Raw genomic sequence first — 18,995 nt, 5'->3', positions numbered from 1 at the left:
TCATAATTTATAATAAAGGAGGGGAGAAAATGAGTGATGCAAAAACCAACGGTGGATTTGGATTTGCTCTGATCGTAGTATTGTTTATCCTGCTAATTATCGTAGGAGCAGTTAGCTATACTAGAAATGGAAATATAGATGGAGATCCTATATTCTTTCCGTTCTTTTTTCCATTTTTCCCATTTTTCTTTTGGTAATAATTTTGAAGGAAAACAGGAAAACAACCATTGTTATCTTGAACTAAACCTTTAAAGCTCTGCTATTTATTAGCAGAGCTTTAAACAGTAAAAGGAGAATGAATTTTAGAGCAGCAACCCTAAAAAGCAATAATGTTCTATAGAAAATGAACAACCGATAAATGATAAAGGTGTGAAATCATCTCATAACCTTCTTTTCTAAAGGCTTTTTATGTTTTTGAGAATTGCTCATCTTAGCGGATTTGCCTTGGGAAGCTAAAAATTTATGGCTACACTATTTTTTTTACCAAACCCAAGCAGCACCAACAATAATTAACAAAATAAATAAAACAACGATTAACGCAAATCCTGCGCCCATTCCGTATCCACCATAGCCGTAACCACCCATAGTACTACCCCCTTTTTTTGAAGATATAGTATATAACTATGAAATTTTACTAAACACCGATATGGACATTCTTCTAGTGTCGAACCCAAAATATACAATATAGAAACAAACGAAACGCCATGCACAAATAGCACAGCGCAAAGCAATAGTAGAACTGTCCCTTAGAGTGCTTGTAAGGAGAAAGCCTTATCGACCACCATTGATCCGAAAATAGTGAGTCATATTTATGTTGTGTAGTTAAAAAGAGGACGGCTTCTCTTAGTGGTTACTGGTGTTATAGGTTTAACTAAGGGTGCTTTGGAACTGCTGCATTCATGGGACAGGGAAGCAATGAATCTTTGCCACAATCACAAAAAAGCCCACTCCTAACCAACCATTAAAACGCTTTAAAAATAAACTTATTTGAATTCGCATACCACGTTTACCACTAGGTCGTAATAGCTGGAAAATATATGGAAGAGGGAGCGTTCAACATAGGCAAATACCTCCTCTAATTCAACATATACTTGTAGAAGGAAGGGGTTATTTTTAATTTCACAGTTAGTAATTTAAACAAGCAACAAGAAAAAAGTAAGAAATCTAAAGAAAAGTAAGGTTTTGAACCTTGCCTTTTTATTTTTGTGATTTTTTCATTTGTTTTTGTATTCATATTCAAATATAAATCATCTATTTATTTAGAATTTAAACAACTACAATATAGTTAAGATCAAAACAAGATGATCTTAAGGAATCAGTAAGGAAAGGGGTTAAACACATATACAGTAAAAAATAAAATACCAAATTTGAAACCGCTCACATTTACGATTGTCAAGAAGGAGGGGAATTCATGCAAATTGAGAAGCGCACCATCGACTATATTCCCGATTCCGAGCGGCACGGCAGCGTCCGTAACCTGTTTTCCATTTGGTTCTCGGCAAATGCCCAAATTACAACTGTTGTAACCGGAGCATTGGCCATTACACTAGGCTTAAATATATGGTATGCCATTTTAGCCATTGTTTTAGGGAATGCCATTGGCGGTTTCTTTATGGCATCACATTCCGCGCAAGGGCCGAAATTAGGAATACCGCAAATGATTCAAAGCCGGGCGCAGTTTGGTGTTATTGGAGCGATCCTTCCGCTTGTTTTAGTAGTTGTCATGTATCTTGGCTTTTTTTCAACAAGTACCGTTCTTGGAGCGCAGGCGCTTTCCGCTGCATTTCATATGCCGCAAACCATATGTATCGTTATTGTGAACGTATTAGCGGTCATTCTTGTTACCTGCGGCTATGACTTTATTCATAAGTTTGAAAAAGTTGTCGGATGGCTGTTCTTTATATTATTTATCTATCTATCGATTCGATTATTTCAGCAGCCGATGCCGGAACATCTCAATTCTCAGGGATTTTCATTAGGACCATTCCTGCTCGTTATGTCCGTTATGGTGACATGGCAAATGACATTTGCGCCTTATACGGCTGACTATTCCAGGTATTTACCGAAGGATACCTCAAAGAATCAGGCTTTTTGGTACACCTACCTAGGTTCAGTCATCGGCGCGAGTTGGATGATGATATTGGGAGCGCTGGCGACCATTATAGCACCTAAACAATCTGGAGAAATGGTTGCATACTTTGGACATCTGACAGGTCATGGGCTGTCTGCCGTCACCTTTGTCATTATCGTTCTTGGTGTTTTGGCGATTAATACTTTGAATCTATATGGCGGTTATATGTCAGTCATCACGACCGTAGACGCCTTTGCGAAATTAAAGGTTACTAAAAGAGCCCGTTTTACATTTATTATGATCGTAGCCATCGTTGGAACGATGATTAGTATTTGGGGGCAAGGCAATTTTTTGAATAACTATTCGACCTTTTTAACCTTCTTATTGTATTTTATGGTTCCTTGGACAGCAATTAATCTCATAGACTTTTATATGCTGCGGAAAGGAAATTATAATATTGAAGCTATTTTCGACCTGAATGGGGAGTATGGAAAATTTAATTGGATTGCGATAGGCTCTTACGTTTTAGGTATCGTTTTACAATTCCCTTTTATGAATACTGAAATTTATGAAGGAATAGTTGCCAAATGGTTAAATGGGGCTGATATTGCCTGGTTTATAGGATTGTTTATACCTGCAGTTTTATATTATGTCCTTATGAAAAATCGTTTAGTTTATAAAAAGGGTAATAAAAAGACCCATTCAGCTTAATATAATTCAAAATTCAAATAAAAAGTGAAATGTTTAGGAGGAAAAATATTATGTCAAATGTAAAAGAAGTTATTCGTGCACCTCATGGTACAAAACTTAATACTAAAGGTTGGGTTCAAGAAGCCGTTTTACGGATGCTTATGAACAACCTCGATCCGGAAGTTGCTGAAAGACCAGAAGATCTTGTCGTTTACGGCGGCATAGGTAAAGCAGCGAGAAACTGGGAATCTTATCATAAAATCGTTGAAACATTAAAAAACCTTGAAAATGATGAAACAATGTTAGTTCAATCTGGAAAACCTGTCGCCGTATTTAAGTCTCATCCAAATGCACCGCGCGTTTTAATTGCTAATTCAAACCTGGTACCGGCTTGGGCTAATTGGGAAAACTTCCGTGAACTTGATAAAAAAGGATTAATCATGTACGGTCAAATGACAGCTGGAAGCTGGATTTACATCGGAAGCCAAGGCATTCTTCAAGGAACCTATGAAACATTTGCTGAAGCAGCAAGACAGCATTTTAACGGCAGCTTAAAAGGTACGTTGACAGTAACGGCTGGTCTTGGCGGCATGGGCGGCGCACAGCCGTTGGCAGTAACATTGAACGACGGTGTTGTCATTGCGATTGAGTGTGACCGCTCACGAATCGAACGCCGGATTGAAACGAGATATTGTGATAAGTTAGCAGAGTCGCTTGATGAAGCGCTTAGCATGGCAAAACAAGCGATGGCAAAAGGCGAACCTCTATCTATCGGGTTGCTTGGCAATGCTGCTGAAATTTTACCTGAACTTGTACGCCGCGGTGAAATTCCTGATCTTGTCACTGACCAAACATCAGCACATGATCCGCTTAACGGTTATTTGCCGGAAGGTTTAACAGTTGAAGAAGGCAAGAAGTTGCGTGAATCTAATCCAGACGAATATATAAAACAAGCTAGAGCAAGCATTGTTAAGCACGTTCAAGCAATGGTAGATTTACAAAAAGCGGGTGCGGTTACATTTGACTATGGGAATAACATCCGCCAGGAAGCTTACAACGAAGGCGTTAAAGACGCATTTGCTTTCCCTGGTTTTGTACCGGCATTTATTCGTCCGCAGTTTTGCGAAGGTAAAGGACCGTTCCGTTGGGCGGCGCTCTCAGGTAATCCTGAAGACATTTATAAAACGGATGAAGTGATTTTAAGAGAGTTTGCAGATAACAAACATCTTTGCAAATGGATTAAAATGGCTCGTGAAAAAGTAGCCTTCCAAGGACTTCCTTCCCGGATTTGCTGGCTTGGCTACGGTGAAAGAGCAAAATTCGGACGCATTATTAATGAAATGGTTGCTTCCGGCGAACTTTCTGCACCAATTGTTATCGGCCGTGACCACCTTGATTGCGGTTCAGTTGCTTCACCAAACCGTGAAACAGAAGCGATGAAAGACGGCAGTGATGCGATTGCCGACTGGCCGCTCTTAAATGCCATGATTAACGCAGTGAACGGTGCAAGCTGGGTATCGCTTCATCATGGCGGCGGTGTTGGCATGGGCTATTCGATGCATGCCGGTATGGTTATCGTAGCTGACGGTACAAAAGAAGCGGGAGAAAGACTGGAACGTGTATTAACATCTGACCCTGGCATGGGCGTTGTCCGCCATGCAGATGCAGGATACGATCTTGCTATCAAAACAGCGAAAGAAAAAGGCGTACACATTCCATTTCTAAAATAAAATATTTCGGCGCAGTAAATTTGCTGCGCCGAAAATACTGTATTGTGAAATACGACAGAGGAGTGAGAGAGAATGGCACAAGCGGATCTTTTATTTTATAACATAGGGCAATTATTAACGATGGACAACGGCAGTGACGGGCCTGTTAAAGGCAACGATATGCAAAAGCTTCCTGTCATTGAAAATGCCGCTGTTGCAGTTAAAGACGGCAAAGTTTTAAAGGTCGGAAAACAAGAAGAATTAGCTGATATAGATGCTGATGAAAAAATTGACTGCGGTGGGAAATTAGTGTCTCCAGGCCTTGTAGAGCCCCATACTCATCTAGTGTTTGGCGGGTCCCGCGAACATGAAATGGCGCTTAAGCAGCAAGGTGTCCCATATCTTGAAATTTTGGAAAAAGGCGGCGGCATTCTTTCGACTGTCAGGGCAACCCGTGAGACGCCATTTAAAGACTTAGTCGAAAAAGCCATGTTTCATCTTGACCGGATGATGTCTTACGGCATTACAACAATGGAAGCTAAAAGCGGATATGGGCTTGATTATGATACAGAAATGAAACAAATGCAGGTTGTTAAGCATGTCAAAAATCTAACATCAATGGACATTGTCTCAACATTTTTGGGGGCACATGCTATTCCGGAAGAACTTAAAGACAATCCTGAAAGATTTTTAGACGAAATGATAGATATGCTTCCCGAAATAAAAGAGAAAGAGCTGGCTGAGTTTGTCGATATCTTTTGTGAGACGGGTGTCTTTTCCGTTGAACAATCGCGTGCATATTTAGAGAAAGCGAAAGAAGCCGGCTTTCAAGTGAAAATCCATGCCGATGAAATTGATCCGCTGGGCGGAGCAGAATTGGCTGCTGATGTCGGAGCGATTACAGGTGACCATCTTGTCGGTGCATCTGATAAAGGGATTAGACGTTTAGCTGAAGAAGGTGTTATAGCTGTGCTGCTTCCGGGAACATCATTCTATTTATGTAAGGGAAAACACGCACGCGCCAGAAAAATGATTGAATCAGGTGTTGCTGTTGCCTTGTCAACTGACTTTAACCCAGGCAGCTCAGTAACGGAAAATCTGCAAATGATCATGAGCTTAGCAGCGCTAAACTTAAAAATGACGCCAGAAGAAATTTGGAATGCAGTTACTGTCAATTCCGCATATGCGATCAATCGCGGGGATTCAGCAGGGAAAATTGCTGCGGGAAGAAAAGCGGACATTGTCATTTGGGATGCGCCAAACTATCTCTATATCCCTTACCATTACGGCGTTAATCACGTTCAAAAGGTATTTAAAGCCGGAGAAAAAGTGTATGAGAGAGCTGAAATTAAAGGCAAACATCATACATCAATATCAATTGGAGAATAGCTTTTTAAAGCAGCATGTTATTTATGCTGCTTTTTCCTATCATATCGTAATAAAGTGAAACTTCCCTCAGTGGGGGGTTGGTTCATCCCCGCTGAGAGTTAGTTGAACTTATCGGGGTGTTAGGGTCCGTTATCTCCCGCCTAAACTTCAGCGCTTAAGCTCAAGTTTTGAGGCGGGAGTCTTACGGACGGTTACACCGGGACAAATGAAACTTGGATTGACAGAATAAATGTAATATAATAATAACTAAATACCAACTGGTTAGTACATCGAAGAATTAGAGGTAAATGAGAGATGAAAATGAAAGATAAGATTACAGAAAAAAGTATCGAATTATTTGGTGAAAAGGGTTTTAACGAAACATCAATCCAGGATATTGTCGACAGCCTCGGCGTTACAAAGGGGACGTTTTACTATTATTTCGAGTCTAAGCAGCAGTTGTTAATGGACATTCATTTAACTTTTATCAATTATTTATTATCCCGGCAAGAAGAAATTTTGTCCGATCAAAGTAAAAGCTGCAAAACAAAAGTTTTCGATATTGTTAGAATGTTAATAAAAAATATTGAAAAGCACGGTTGGGATGCACTCATCTTTTTTAGAGAAATCCGTCATTTAAATGAAGAGCAAATGGATAAGATTGTAAAAAAACGATCGCTGTTTCAACATCATTTAGAAGATCTCATTAAATCGGGGATTAGTCAAAGAGAATTTAGAAGTGACCTTCCGGCAGATATTGTGACACTTGGCATACTGGGTATGTGTAATTGGAGTTATTTTTGGTTCGATCCTGAAGGACGTGTTCCCGATGAAAAGGTTGCTATGATTTACGTAGAAATGATCTTAAACGGTATCACTGTTCAAAAGGAAAACGGGCCAAAATAAAATGAGTTGTTGACTGCTTTGTACTAAAAAGGGGAGAGTATTTTGATGCAAGCTAAAAAGCCGATTGACTTAGGGTACGGTATACATTTGATAGATGGATTTGACTTGGGTCTTCCGTTTCGGACAGGTACTTATATTTTTGATGAAGAAGAGCTTACGTTGATTGAAACGGGTCCCGGCCCATCGGTACCCTATATCAAACAAGGATTAAAAGATTTAGATTTTTCACTTGAACAAGTAAAATATATTATTTTAACCCACATCCATTTGGATCATGCCGGGGGAGCGGGTCTGCTTTTAAAAGAATGTCCAAATGCAAAGGTTGTTGTTCACCCAAGAGGAGCCCGGCATCTTACGGATCCAGGCAAGTTAATTGCCGGAGCGAGAGCTGTATACGGTGAGAAGTTTGATGAGTTATTTGGCTCGATTGTTCCAATTCCCGAGGAACGTTTGCTTATTAAAGGCGAGGGTGACACGCTTGTTATCAGCAGTCACCGTACGCTGGAATTTATTGATACACCCGGACACGCGAAGCATCATTTTAGCATTTTTGATCCGGTTTCTAACGGCATGTTTACTGGTGATACGGCGGGAATTCATTACAAGTGGCTTGAGGAGGATGGCGTTGACTTTTTCTTGCCGACAACATCTCCTAACCATTTTGATCCTGAGGCGATGGTTAATTCGATCAGCAGGTTCCGTAAATACGAGTTAGACAGGCTGTACTTTGGTCATTTCGGTATGACTGAGAAGATTGATGAAGTTTTTCGCCAAGTGACCGAATGGATTCCTATATTTGTAAAAGAGGGAGAAAAAGCTTTGGAATCAGGTAAAGATATTCGTGACTTGGCTAATAGTCTTCGGAATCGTGTCAGCCAACATTTAAAGCAATTTAAAATATCGGATAACCACAAAGTATTTAAAGTGATAGAGCTTGATTTGCAAGTTTCTGCAATGGGAGTTATAGACTATCTTCAGAAAAAACAGTCTTTAAAAAAATAAAAGCGTAAGACGTTATTTAGAAGGCACTATAATTTTCAGGATATGGTTGTTTTATGAGCCAATGCTCAGCTTTTTTCAACTAATGTTGAATGCGCTTGCAACCTAGAGATAACAATAGTGGATCATACTTTCAAGATATATTCCAAAATGAAGCGGCATATTGCCGCGAAAGGGGAAAAATTGAAAATGATGAACACACAGTTAACGTTAGTGCAAATGATTGAACGTGCTGAAAAATACTTTCCTAAAAAAGAAATTGTCTCTAGAACTTCGCCTTCAACGATACACAGATTAACTTATAAAGAGGTTGGAAAAAGGACGAGGGCTTTATCAAATGCCCTGGAAAAGTTAGGTATTAAGCATGGGGATCGCGTTGGTACATTAGCCTGGAACCATCATCGTCACTTGGAAGCTTACTTTGCGGTCCCTTGCATGGGCGCCGTGTTACATACGATTAATATGCGTTTATCAGATGATCATTTAATCTATATTATTAATCATGCTGAAGATCAAATTCTTTTAATCGATGAGGATATTGTACCGATTATCGAAAAAATTAAGGATCAATTATTATCTGTTAAAGCATTTATCATTATGACAGATAGAGATACGCTTCCAGAAACGGTGCTTGATCCGGTTTATTCTTATGAACAATTACTGGCAAAAAGTGATCCGAACTATCAGTTTTCGAAGAATATTAATGAAAATGAGCCGGCCGGAATGTGCTATACTTCTGCAACAACCGGAAAGCCAAAAGGTGTCATTTATACTCATCGCGGCATCGTTCTGCATAGCTTTGCCCTTGGCCTTGCCGATACGAAGGGGTTGTCTGAATCTGACGTTAACATGCCGATGGTTCCAATGTTCCATGTTAACGCATGGGGAATACCATTCGCTTCTACATGGTTTGGCTCAAAACAAGTTCTCCCCGGGCCGAATTTTACACCTCAATTGATCTGTGAGTTCATTGAGTCGGAAAAGGTTACAACGACAGCCGGTGTACCGACGATATGGCTGGGCGTTTTGAAAGAATTGGAAACAAAAAATTATGATATGAGCAGCTTGCGGCTAATGGTATGCGGCGGTGCAGCAGCTCCTAAAGGATTAATTAAAAAATATAGAGAAACATTCGGCATTCCTTTTGTTCATGCCTATGGCTTAACAGAGACGACCCCGCTTTTAACCGTGTCAAATCTAAAAAGTGATCAATTAGATTTGTCTGAAGAAGAAAAACTGGAGATCCGCTCAAAGCAAGGGATGGTGGTGCCGGGCCTGGAGGTTAAGATTATTAATCAACAGGGGGAGGTTGCTCATGACGGCAAAGAAATGGGTGAACTTCTTGTGCGAGGACCATGGATTGCAGATTCTCATTATAAAGACGATCGAAGCAAGGAATCTTTTCGCGACGGCTGGTTTTACACCGGCGATATCGCGACGGTCGATGAAGACGGATATATTAAACTCGTTGATCGTACTAAGGATCTTGTTAAGAGCGGCGGTGAATGGATTTCCTCTGTCGACTTGGAAAATGCGCTAATGGCCCATGAAGCAGTATTGGAAGCCGCTGTTGTTGCGGTTCCTCATCCGAAATGGCAAGAACGCCCTATAGCATGTGTAGTTTTAAAGGACAGCTATCGGGATACGGTGACAAAGGATGATCTAATAAGTTATTTAAAACCGCAATTTGCTAAGTGGTGGCTCCCAGATGATATCATTTTCCTAAGTGAAATACCGAAAACTTCCGTTGGGAAATTTTTAAAAAGACAGCTCCGTGAACAGCTGAAAGATCATCTCGCCGGGGTCTGAACAGTCTGTGACAGTAAAAGGACACACTGATCATGAGTGTGTCCTTTCTTGCGCCATTGTATAATCATCTTCTGCTGAATGTTTTTTAAAAGACGGTATGCCTTCTACGTTGTATGTCTTTTGAATTGGAACGGCAAGATCCACTTGATGTTTTTCCAGAATGGCTAATATCTCGGTATTCACTTGTTCATTGACTTCAAGCCATTCATCATAAGTTGTCGTTTTAGTAAAGAAATAGAGTTGAATATCAAGACTTGAAGGTGAAAATTGATAAAAATGGACGAGTATTGTTTCCTGGTCAATATCATTTCTGGACTTTAACATTTCCCTGATACTCGCCGCACAATTGACCATTTTGTCTTTAGGTGTATGAATATCTAATTGCAAGTTAAATAAAATCCTTCTTTTTCCCATTCTGGACCAGTTTGTAATGGCTTCGTTCACAAGCGTTGAATTAGGAACGGTAACGACAGCCTGGGTAAACGTTCGAATTTTAGTTGACCGGAAGCTTATATCTTCAACCGTGCCTTCAACGCTGGGCGTTTGAATCCAGTCGTCAATTGTAAATGGAGATTCAGTAATAATAACCAGGCCGCCAAATAGATTACTAACCGTATCTTTGGCAGCTAAGGCAACAGCCAATCCGCCAAGGCCAAGCCCTGCAACAATACCATCAATGTTATAGCCCCATTCATTGGCTAATGCTGCTATTGTTAAGGCAATAACGATAAATTTAATGATCTTTGTCAAAAAAGGAATAATAATTTTATTGAATTGCAGATTTAGCCGCGTACTGACATGGTTAAATAAAATTTTGGTCGCGTTTGAAAATCTAAATAGTCCGCCGCCGATAAGAATAATAATAATAGAACGATAGATTTTTGTAATAAAATGAATCGCATTGGCTGAAAGCGGCAAATAGTGGAGCCCGAGATAAAGCCCCGTTGCGATCAAAAATAAACTGACCGGCTGCTTAAAAGATTTGATAATGTATTCATCAATGCGTTTTGATGTTTTTGTTACAATTCGTGTAATTAATTCAAGAATATATTTTGTGAAAATCTTACTGATAAGAAAAAAGACTAAGAATATCAGAAAGGCAATACCGATATCTTTGTAAGGAATGTGTTCAAATAAATTAATCATATGTTCTTCCATTTACCGCTCACTCCGAAAATTAATCATGGTAATTATCATATCATGAAATATTAATAATCACGAATGAATAATAATAACAATTTGTGTCTTTTGAACCAATAGTTCATTCTGCTCAGTGATATTTATAACTTAAAATCTTATTCGGCAACACTGAAATATTCGCTGTATACCGGCATAAATTGCGGGTAGAAGGAGCCGGTGAAATAATGTCAATTCAATAAAAATTTTAAAAAAGTTATTTTTAGTCCTTTACTTTTATCTGTTACACTGCTACAATGAGTTTCAAATATTCTAATAGTTGTGATGAAGACAGATGTTAGATGGATTCTTAAGAGAGTCAGTGGTTGGTGTAAACTGGCGTTTCCCCTAACATTGAGCACTTCTGAACTGATAGGCTGAAATTTTAGTAGGTTTATCCGGTCTCCCGTTATCCGACAAGGTTATTAACCTTATGAGGTTACAGCTATGCAGCTGTAATAAAAAGAGGGTGGCACCGCGTTTTAACGCCCCTCACTACAAATCGTAGTGGGGGGCGTTTTTATATATATAGAAAAAGGTAGGAGGAGAGAGGAAACATGTACAAAACCATTCTAAGAAATCCGGGGCCAACTCCGGTACCCAAGCAAGTCCTGCAAGCGATGAATTACGATATGATCAGCCACAGGGGCGGGGAATTTAAAGAATTATTTGCCGATACAACTAACCGGATCAAGCCCTTCTTTGGAACAGAACAAGATGTATTTATCGTGACAGGCAGCGGAACCTCTGCATTAGAAACCGCAGTTGTTAACACAATCTCACCTGGTGATGAAGTTGTCGTTGTGACAGTCGGTGATTTTGGCAATCGGTTTGCAGCCATATGCGAAGCCTATGGTGCCGTTGTTCACAGACTTGAAATTGAGTGGGGGAAAGCGTGCACTGAAGAAGAATTATCCGAATTTCTCAAACAGTTCAACCATATTAAAGCAGTGGTTGCAACATATAATGAAACATCTACAGGGGTTTTAAATCCTGTTGCGCAGCTGGCTAATGTTGTTCATACACACAGTGATGCATTATTCATTGTTGACGGAGTCAGCTGTATAGGCGGGGTTAAAGCGAAAATGGATGAATGGGGCATAGATATTCTTGTCACAGGTTCACAAAAGGCCTTAATGCTGCCGCCGGGCTTAGCTTTTGTCAGTGTCAGCGACAGGGCGTGGAAAGTCATTGAAGATAATAAAGCGCCGGCTTATTATCTTGATCTATTAACCTATCGAAAGTCATACGAGAAACATATGACACCTAATACACCGGCTGTTTCTCTTATTTATGGACTTCAGGCAGTTTGCGGGATGATAGAGGAAGAAGGATTTGATGAAACTGTCAAAAGACATGAAATCATGAAAAAGATGACCCGGGAAGCTATCAGCGCACTGGATCTGCCTCTGTTAACAAATGATGAGGATGCATCCCCGACAGTGACAGCAATTAGTGAACCTGCTGATTTGGAAATAGAAAAACTTCGCGGTCACCTTAAAAAGAAATATCATATTGATTTCGCGGGCGGCCAAGGAAAATTGAAAGGTAAAATTATGAGATTTGGTCATATGGGCTATTGTTTCCCTGGTGATGTACTGGAAGCTGTTTCAATAATTGAACGCGGTTTGAAAGATTTTAACCATCATTTTGAATATGGTGCAGGTGTTAAAGCTGCACAGGAGGTGTATTTGGATTATGTATAATATTTTAATTAGTGATCCGTTAAATCAAGAGGGCATCGAACCCCTATTAAAGGCAAAAGACGTAAAGGTTGATATAGAAACAGGGCTTAAGCCTGAAAAACTTCAACAAGTCATTTCAGATTACCATGCTTTACTGGTCAGAAGCCAAACGCAAGTGTCGGCCGATATTATTAACGCCGGCAATAATTTAAAAGTCATCGGCCGTGCCGGCGTTGGCGTGGATAACATTGATCTAAAAGCAGCGACGCAAAAAGGGATTATGGTACTTAATGCGCCGGAAGGCAATACGATTTCCGCGGCTGAGCATACATTTGCGATGATGATGGCCGTTGCCCGCAATATTCCTCAAGCCTATAAATCTCTGGTCGGCGGTGAATGGAACCGGAAGGCCTTCCAAGGCGCCGAGCTTAATCGTAAAGTTATCGGTATTATAGGTCTTGGAAGGATCGGGGCAGAAGTTGCCAAACGGGCGAAAGTCTTCAACATGAAAGTTATTGCCTATGATCCATTCTTAACGAAGGAAAGGGCGGCAAAACTGGGTATTGAAAAAGGAGAGCTTGATGAGGTCATTGCAGCAGCTGACTTTATCACGGTTCATACGCCGTTGACCCAAGAGACAAAACATTTACTCAACAGCGAAAAATTAAATAAAATGAAAGACGGCGTACGGATTATTAACTGTGCCAGAGGCGGAATTATTAATGAGGATGATTTGTATGACGCAATAAAAGATGGAAAAGTAGCCGGGGCAGCCATTGATGTTTTTGAAAATGAACCGGCGGTTGGACATCCATTATTAACATTGCCGCAAGTGATTGCGACACCGCATCTCGGGGCGTCAACAGCAGAGGCGCAAAAAAATGTCGCTGTAGATGTCAGCGAAGGAATATTAAAAGTATTGCATGATCAACCATTTAGAAATATCGTTAACTATCCGCCGATCCCAAGCGATATGATGAAAAAGTTAACCCCTTACTTCGGGCTTTGTGAAAAAATGGGTGAGATGGCGATACAATTAGTTAAAGAAAAACCTGATGAAATAACCATTTCTTATTCAGGCGAATTAATGGATTTAGAAACAACACCGTTAACCCGCGGCATTCTAAAAGGGGTTCTGTCTTATTATTTAAGCACGAAGGTGAATTTCATCAATGCGGCGTTTATGGCAAAGCAGCATGATATTGCTTACACGGTAGAAAAGAAACCTTATCACCAAAGTTTCACAAGTTTAATTACATTGCACGTTAAAACAGGCAATCATGAAAGGGTCATTGCGGGTACCTTAATTGAGGGTTACGGTCCGCGGATCATCAGAGTCGGCGATTATAATATTGATATTTCTCCAGAAGGGCATTTGTTATTTGTTCATCATCACGATCGCCCAGGTTTGATTGGCCGGGTTGGATCTATTCTAGGTGAGCATGATGTTAATATTGCAACTATGCAAGTTGGCAGAAAAAGCGCCGGCGGCCAAGCGATTATGATGCTGTCGGTTGACAAAAAAATAGAAAAAGATGTTATCTCCCATTTAGAGAAAATTGACGACATTATCAGCGTACAAGAGATTGATCTGTAATTAATACAAAGAGCCAAGCGGTCGATGAAGGCGCGCTTGGCTCTTTATATATTGTTATCCGGTCCTATTTCATCCGGTTTTTTTCACTAAATTGACGCATATCGTTATAAACAAACATTAGCAAATGATTTAATTCCGGTTTAATATGCCAAAAAGGCGCGTCGCCGAGCCTGGCTGCGACTGACGATTGTTTTTTGGCTAAATATTGGAGACTTTCCAAAGAATAATCTTCGTGATATGTTTGACGTTGCCGCCTTATTTGAAGAGTCTGGTGTTCATTACTATTAAATAGGCCCGGAACACTTTCCTTTGGTTTGCTGACTCCTGAAATTTCCTTATCGTATTCTGAAATCCAGCGAATAACGGCTGCGACAATATGTTTACATGGATAACCCTTGTCGGGACACGAGCATTGAAAAGATATATCTTCAGGAAAAGGGATGTCTAAGTCTTCGAATCGATTGTCAGAAGACCAATCGGCTTCAATTTTATAAATTGTTCCATTAGAGCCTACAACTTCTGCGGAGAAGCCTTCATCTGGATAATCGTCTAATCCGATCACAGCGCCTTCCCTATATAAGGCCTTACCCCGGCGGAGGCGTCCTGAATCAGCTTCATGATAAAATTCATCTAGCCAGCTGTCTAACAAGGGATCTTTAATTGAAATTCGGCGGCTCACGATGACAGCACCTCTTTTCGCAGACGGATTAAGTCATATATTTCGTTATCATTAAGTTCAGTCACCCAGCTCTCACCTTGGCTGAGGATTTGTTTGCTTAATGATTTTTTTTGTTCTATAAGTTCATCAATACGTTCTTCAATTGTACCTTCACAGACCATTTTGTGGACATTGACGTTTTGCCTTTGTCCGATCCGATAGACACGGTCTGTTGCCTGTTCTTCAACAGCCGGGTTCCACCAGCGGTCAAAATGGACAACATGCCGTGCTTCAGTCAAGTTTAAACCCAGTCCGCCTGCTTTTAATGAAAGGATAAAAATGCAGCTTGTGTCCGTTTCCCGGAAATGGCGTATTAACTTTTCACGGGCTTCCGCTGTTAAACCGCCATGAAGAAAATAAACCGGGCAGTTTGGAAAGTGTTTTTCGAGTGTTTGGATTAACAGTTTTCCCATTTTTACATACTGGGTAAAAATGAGCAATTTCTCTTTTTCTTCAACCAGCGGGCCGATAAGTTCAAATAAGCGGTTAAGTTTACCTGAAGATTGTGTATCCCCTTTATCCGTTAAAAGGTTTGGGTGATCGCAAATTTGCTTCAGCTTCGTTAAGGTAGACAGGATCAATCCTTTACGTTTCATGCCTTCTGTACTGCTGACATTTTGCATGAGTTCATTAACAACCGATTGGTATAAGGAAGCCTGCACTTTGCTTAAATGGCAATATTCTTTGATCTCCAGTTTTTCAGGTAAATCTTTAATAATTCGTTTGTCGGTTTTTTCCCGGCGTAAGATAAATGGCGAAATCATCTTTTGCAGCGTTCTGGTTTTAGAGGCATTATTTTCTTTTACGATCGGACGGACAAATTGCTCACGAAACCTTTTCAGCGAACCGAGATAGCCCGGGTTAAGAAATTCCATGATAGACCATAATTCGTCAAGCCGGTTTTCGATAGGAGTACCAGTAAGAGCGATCCGATGGCGTGCTTTTAACGCTCTGACAGCCCGGCTTTTTTTGGCATGCGGATTTTTTATCGTTTGTGCTTCATCAATGATGACACTTGACCATTCGAATTTTGAGAAAAACTCAATGTCTTTCAATAATAAGGAATAGCTCGTTAAGATACAATCAAATTCATCGAGCTGCTTTTCCAGACTTTCAGTACTCATACGGTCCGGACCATGGTAAGTATAGAGGCGCAAGCGGGGCGCGAATTGTTTAAATTCATGCCGCCAGTTTGCGAGTAAGGAGGTTGGACAGATAATGAGTACCTGGTCGTCAACACGGCTGTCTAACCGCTTTGTAATATAAGTGATCGTTTGAATCGTTTTTCCAAGCCCCATATCATCGGCCAAACAACAACCGGCCCGTTTTTCCGCTAAGGTTGTCAGCCATGTATAGCCTTTTTTCTGATAAGGACGAAGCTGACCGGAAAAATGCTCAGGAACCTCAATATTATGTGCCGGCTTCTTTAATAAACCTTTTAGATAGTTATCAAGTTTTTGATCGATATTTAAATTAAAAGGCTTTTTTTGTTTTCCTTTATATAAAGCCTTCAACTGAAGTGTATCACCGACACTGGCGTTTTTCCCAGTCACTGTTTCAGCTTCCTGCATGGCTTCATAAGCTTCTACCATTTTGTCAAGCGGCAGTTCAATCCATTGTCCGCCTCTCTGTACAAAGGCCTTTTGCTGATCCACCATTTTTTTGAATTCATCCGCTGAAAGGTTCATATCACCGACAGCAATACGCCAATCGTAATGGGTAAGGCTTGAAAGATCAAAGAAAGAAGATCCTACACTGATATCTAAATCCATATCGACTTGGTCATTTGCCTTTTTAATTTTCAGCCATGAAGGAAAAAGCAAATGAATATTTTGTTCAATAAGCTCATCTTGCTTTCGATATAGTTTAAGTACAGTATCAAGATTCAAATCGTAGGCGCCGTCGATAAGCAATTGCTGAAAATTCAACTCTGGAATATGCTGATTTAACGCAAATTCTATTTGGTCGAGAAGCTGCTTATTTGCAGGATGATTATAAGCAGCTTCTTCCCAAACAAAAAGGCGTTCTTCGTTATTTTGAATGCCCTTGACATCCAGATGAATCGTCCATATAGTGTCAGCTTCAAAAGGTTCTTCATTATTATCAGGCTCAATATAAACGTTAACTGACTGAACATTAATAAAAGAACCCCAATGACTTTGATAAAAAATTGAAAGAGCATTTAATGGTTCTTCAATATTGGATATGCCAGCTTCGGACACCCAATTGAGAATTTCCTTTTTAAGATGCCGTACCTGGTTTATATTTTCTTGGTTTCGTGCTGTAAGGAAAAAGGCGGGTGTCTCTATCGTTAAAAAATTAAACCAATCAACTGTATGATTTTTATTTATTAAATCTTTTTCCGACCATTCATTCACCACTTGACCAAATACAGGGTTTGATGTTTGCCGTATCAAAGCGTCCAGCCACATATTAATCAACAAATAGAGCCATTGTTTTGTTGTCACATTTTCTAATTCTTCAGGTGCCAAGGAGATGGGCGGAATATGACTGAGCCATTTTTTAAAAAGCCCCGCCTCTTCGAGCAAACCATTGTCGCCAAACCAATGTGCGGATGCATAATATTCACCGTCTTTTTCATAATCGAATAAAGCAGGATAAAAATGGCCGTTTTCTAAAAGTATGTTAATGCCGCTGGCAACTTCTTTAAAATAGTAAAAACTCTCCGCGTAATCAAAATAACGGTTGTATCCTAAAATAAACTTAGGGTGCTTAAATAAGTATAAAAGCTCGTTATATCCAAATAACAGTCCTGTTACTGTTACAATATCATCATCTAATTGAAATTCAGTTTCATACGGGGTAATCAGGTTGTCGCCGATAACGTCAACCCATTCTTTTGATTTATTTAATAAAGTGTATAAATATTCATTTTCCCTGTTAGGACGGCCTTGAGAGTCACCAATCCATACAAAAAACTTGCATTCATCCCTAATAGTTGGAATAAAGGATATATGCAATTGTCTGCTCATAGCACATCCCTCAATCGTGAAGTATCGTAAAGCTCATTATATAACTATAACAGCGTTGAAAAGGTGAATCAATTTTCGAATTAAACGATTTAATAATTTCACTGCAAACTTTTGGTTAATATTAATGCTTTTTGATAATATTTAACTTGAGGCAACTAGTTTGAGTCGATAACTAAAATGATTATTGAAGGAGCCTAAAAAATGTCAGTAAATCGAAAATTAATCGGATATGTTGGAACGTACACCAAAGGGGACAGTGAAGGGATTTATTCGTTTGTTCTCGATACAGAATCGGCAAAACTTGGCGAGGTAAAGGCAGTTGCTGAGCTGGACAATCCGACATACGTCACAGTGAGTCAGGATAATCAATATCTATATTCTGTTATAAAAGATGGCGAAAAAGGCGGTGCTGCGGCATATGCTATTCGCGGTGAAAATGGTGAACTCGAATTGTTAAATAAACAATTATCAGAAGGTGCCTCGCCTTGTCATGTCAGTGTTGACAGCAATAATCATTATGTTGTGACAGCGAATTATCATAAAGGAACAGTTGAGGCATACGCAACAAAAGAGGACGGCAGCCTAAACCCTGTATCATCAACAGTCCAGCACCACGGTTCAGGTCCGAACAAAGAAAGACAAGAGAAACCGCACGTGCACTATGCCGGATTTACGCCGGATGAAAAATATGTAGCCGTCGTCGATTTAGGCATTGATAAATTGATGACATACTCTGTCAATAATGGTGAGTTGGCCGAAGTAAGCAGCCTGTCAGTCAAACCGGGAAGCGGCCCGAGACATCTTGCCTTCCATCCAAATGGAAAATACGCCTATTTGATGACTGAGATTAGCTCAGAAGTGATTGTTTTATCCTACAAAAGCGAGGATGGCAGCTTTACAGAGCTGCAAACGATCCCGACAATTCCTGAAGATTTTCACGAGAATAATCAAGGCAGCGCAATACATATTTCTTCAGACGGCCGCTTTGTATATGCAGCGAACCGCGGGCATGACAGTATTGCTTTATTCAGTGTCAATCAAGATTCAGGAAAACTTACTTTTGTTGGACGTACATCAACAGAGGGCAATTGGCCGCGTGATTTTGTACTTGACCCAACAGAGAAGTTCCTCGTTGCATCTAATCAAAATTCGAGCAACCTTGTGTTATTTCAAAGGGACGAGGCAACAGGTAAACTGACACTTGTGCAGTCTGATGTAGCTGTTCCCGATCCTGTTTGTGTGAAGTTTTTGCACGTTTAATTAATACAACTTAA

At 40.1% G+C, this 18,995-nt stretch carries 14 protein-coding genes and 1 other annotated feature; of the genes, 10 read left to right on the top strand and 4 right to left on the bottom strand.

Annotated features, from left to right (window positions below; all coding sequences use genetic code 11):
* The first annotated feature begins 29 nt into the window (after positions 1–29).
* Positions 30–197 carry a YjcZ family sporulation protein gene (locus tag ACFQRG_RS14625; RefSeq protein WP_380967287.1) on the top strand — a complete coding sequence of 56 codons (168 nt, stop codon included), beginning with the start codon at positions 30–32 and terminating at the stop codon, positions 195–197.
* 283 nt (positions 198–480) lie between these two features.
* Here the strand turns inward: ACFQRG_RS14625 and ACFQRG_RS14620 are convergent, their stop codons facing one another.
* Entirely contained in the window at positions 481–585 is a 105-nt protein-coding gene (locus ACFQRG_RS14620; protein WP_380967285.1) for a YjcZ family sporulation protein, read from the bottom strand.
* 826 nt (positions 586–1,411) lie between these two features.
* On the opposite strand from ACFQRG_RS14620, the gene ACFQRG_RS14615 reads away from it, so the two are divergent.
* The 6 genes from ACFQRG_RS14615 (at position 1,412) to ACFQRG_RS14590 (ending at position 9,552) form a co-directional block, all read left to right on the top strand.
* Complete coding sequence (locus ACFQRG_RS14615) at positions 1,412–2,782, top strand: purine-cytosine permease family protein (protein WP_380967283.1); 1,371 nt, start codon at positions 1,412–1,414, stop codon at positions 2,780–2,782.
* Positions 2,783–2,832: 50 nt separating this feature from the next.
* Positions 2,833–4,491 (top strand): urocanate hydratase, encoded by a 1,659-nt coding sequence (hutU, locus tag ACFQRG_RS14610; RefSeq protein WP_380967281.1) that lies wholly within the window; start codon positions 2,833–2,835, stop codon positions 4,489–4,491.
* A gap of 72 nt (positions 4,492–4,563) precedes the next feature.
* A complete protein-coding gene (hutI, locus tag ACFQRG_RS14605; RefSeq protein ID WP_380967280.1) occupies positions 4,564–5,859 on the top strand; it encodes an imidazolonepropionase in 1,296 nt (431 codons plus the stop codon).
* Between the two features lie 300 nt (positions 5,860–6,159).
* Positions 6,160–6,744, top strand: coding sequence for a TetR/AcrR family transcriptional regulator (locus tag ACFQRG_RS14600; protein WP_380967278.1), 585 nt, complete (start codon positions 6,160–6,162; stop codon positions 6,742–6,744).
* A 45-nt stretch (positions 6,745–6,789) separates the two neighbouring features.
* Positions 6,790–7,746, top strand: coding sequence for an MBL fold metallo-hydrolase (locus ACFQRG_RS14595; protein WP_380967276.1), 957 nt, complete (start codon positions 6,790–6,792; stop codon positions 7,744–7,746).
* 186 nt (positions 7,747–7,932) lie between these two features.
* Positions 7,933–9,552, top strand: a complete 1,620-nt coding sequence (locus tag ACFQRG_RS14590; RefSeq protein WP_380967274.1) for a long-chain fatty acid--CoA ligase — start codon at positions 7,933–7,935, stop codon at positions 9,550–9,552.
* Positions 9,553–9,582: 30 nt separating this feature from the next.
* Here the strand turns inward: ACFQRG_RS14590 and ACFQRG_RS14585 are convergent, their stop codons facing one another.
* On the bottom strand, positions 9,583–10,710 hold the full coding sequence (locus tag ACFQRG_RS14585; protein WP_380967272.1) for a mechanosensitive ion channel family protein: 1,128 nt from the start codon (positions 10,708–10,710) through the stop codon (positions 9,583–9,585).
* Between the two features lie 291 nt (positions 10,711–11,001).
* Positions 11,002–11,224 (top strand) — a binding site (T-box leader).
* Between the two features lie 61 nt (positions 11,225–11,285).
* On the opposite strand from ACFQRG_RS14585, the gene ACFQRG_RS14580 reads away from it, so the two are divergent.
* The gene (locus ACFQRG_RS14580) at positions 11,286–12,434 is read left to right on the top strand and encodes a pyridoxal-phosphate-dependent aminotransferase family protein (RefSeq protein WP_380967271.1); all 1,149 of its coding nucleotides are present in this window, start codon (positions 11,286–11,288) and stop codon (positions 12,432–12,434) included.
* On the top strand, positions 12,427–14,010 hold the full coding sequence (serA, locus tag ACFQRG_RS14575; RefSeq protein WP_380967269.1) for a phosphoglycerate dehydrogenase: 1,584 nt from the start codon (positions 12,427–12,429) through the stop codon (positions 14,008–14,010). Before ACFQRG_RS14580 ends, serA begins: the two co-directional genes overlap by 8 nt.
* A 64-nt stretch (positions 14,011–14,074) precedes the next feature.
* On the opposite strand, the gene ACFQRG_RS14570 is transcribed toward serA, so the two are convergent.
* Positions 14,075–14,689 carry an SWIM zinc finger family protein gene (locus ACFQRG_RS14570; protein ID WP_380967267.1) on the bottom strand — a complete coding sequence of 205 codons (615 nt, stop codon included), beginning with the start codon at positions 14,687–14,689 and terminating at the stop codon, positions 14,075–14,077.
* The gene (locus ACFQRG_RS14565) at positions 14,686–17,721 is read right to left on the bottom strand and encodes a DEAD/DEAH box helicase (protein ID WP_380967265.1); all 3,036 of its coding nucleotides are present in this window, start codon (positions 17,719–17,721) and stop codon (positions 14,686–14,688) included. Before ACFQRG_RS14565 ends, ACFQRG_RS14570 begins: the two co-directional genes overlap by 4 nt.
* Before the next feature lie 201 nt (positions 17,722–17,922).
* On the opposite strand from ACFQRG_RS14565, the gene ACFQRG_RS14560 reads away from it, so the two are divergent.
* Positions 17,923–18,981, top strand: a complete 1,059-nt coding sequence (locus ACFQRG_RS14560) for a lactonase family protein (protein ID WP_380967263.1) — start codon at positions 17,923–17,925, stop codon at positions 18,979–18,981.
* Positions 18,982–18,995 lie beyond the last annotated feature (14 nt).

This window comes from Scopulibacillus cellulosilyticus, from assembly GCF_042665295.1.
GTDB classification, from domain to species: Bacteria; Bacillota; Bacilli; order Bacillales; family Sporolactobacillaceae; genus Scopulibacillus_A; species Scopulibacillus_A cellulosilyticus.
The sequence above is the reverse complement of the archived record's forward strand: the minus strand, read 5'-3'. Positions and strand labels throughout refer to the sequence as shown.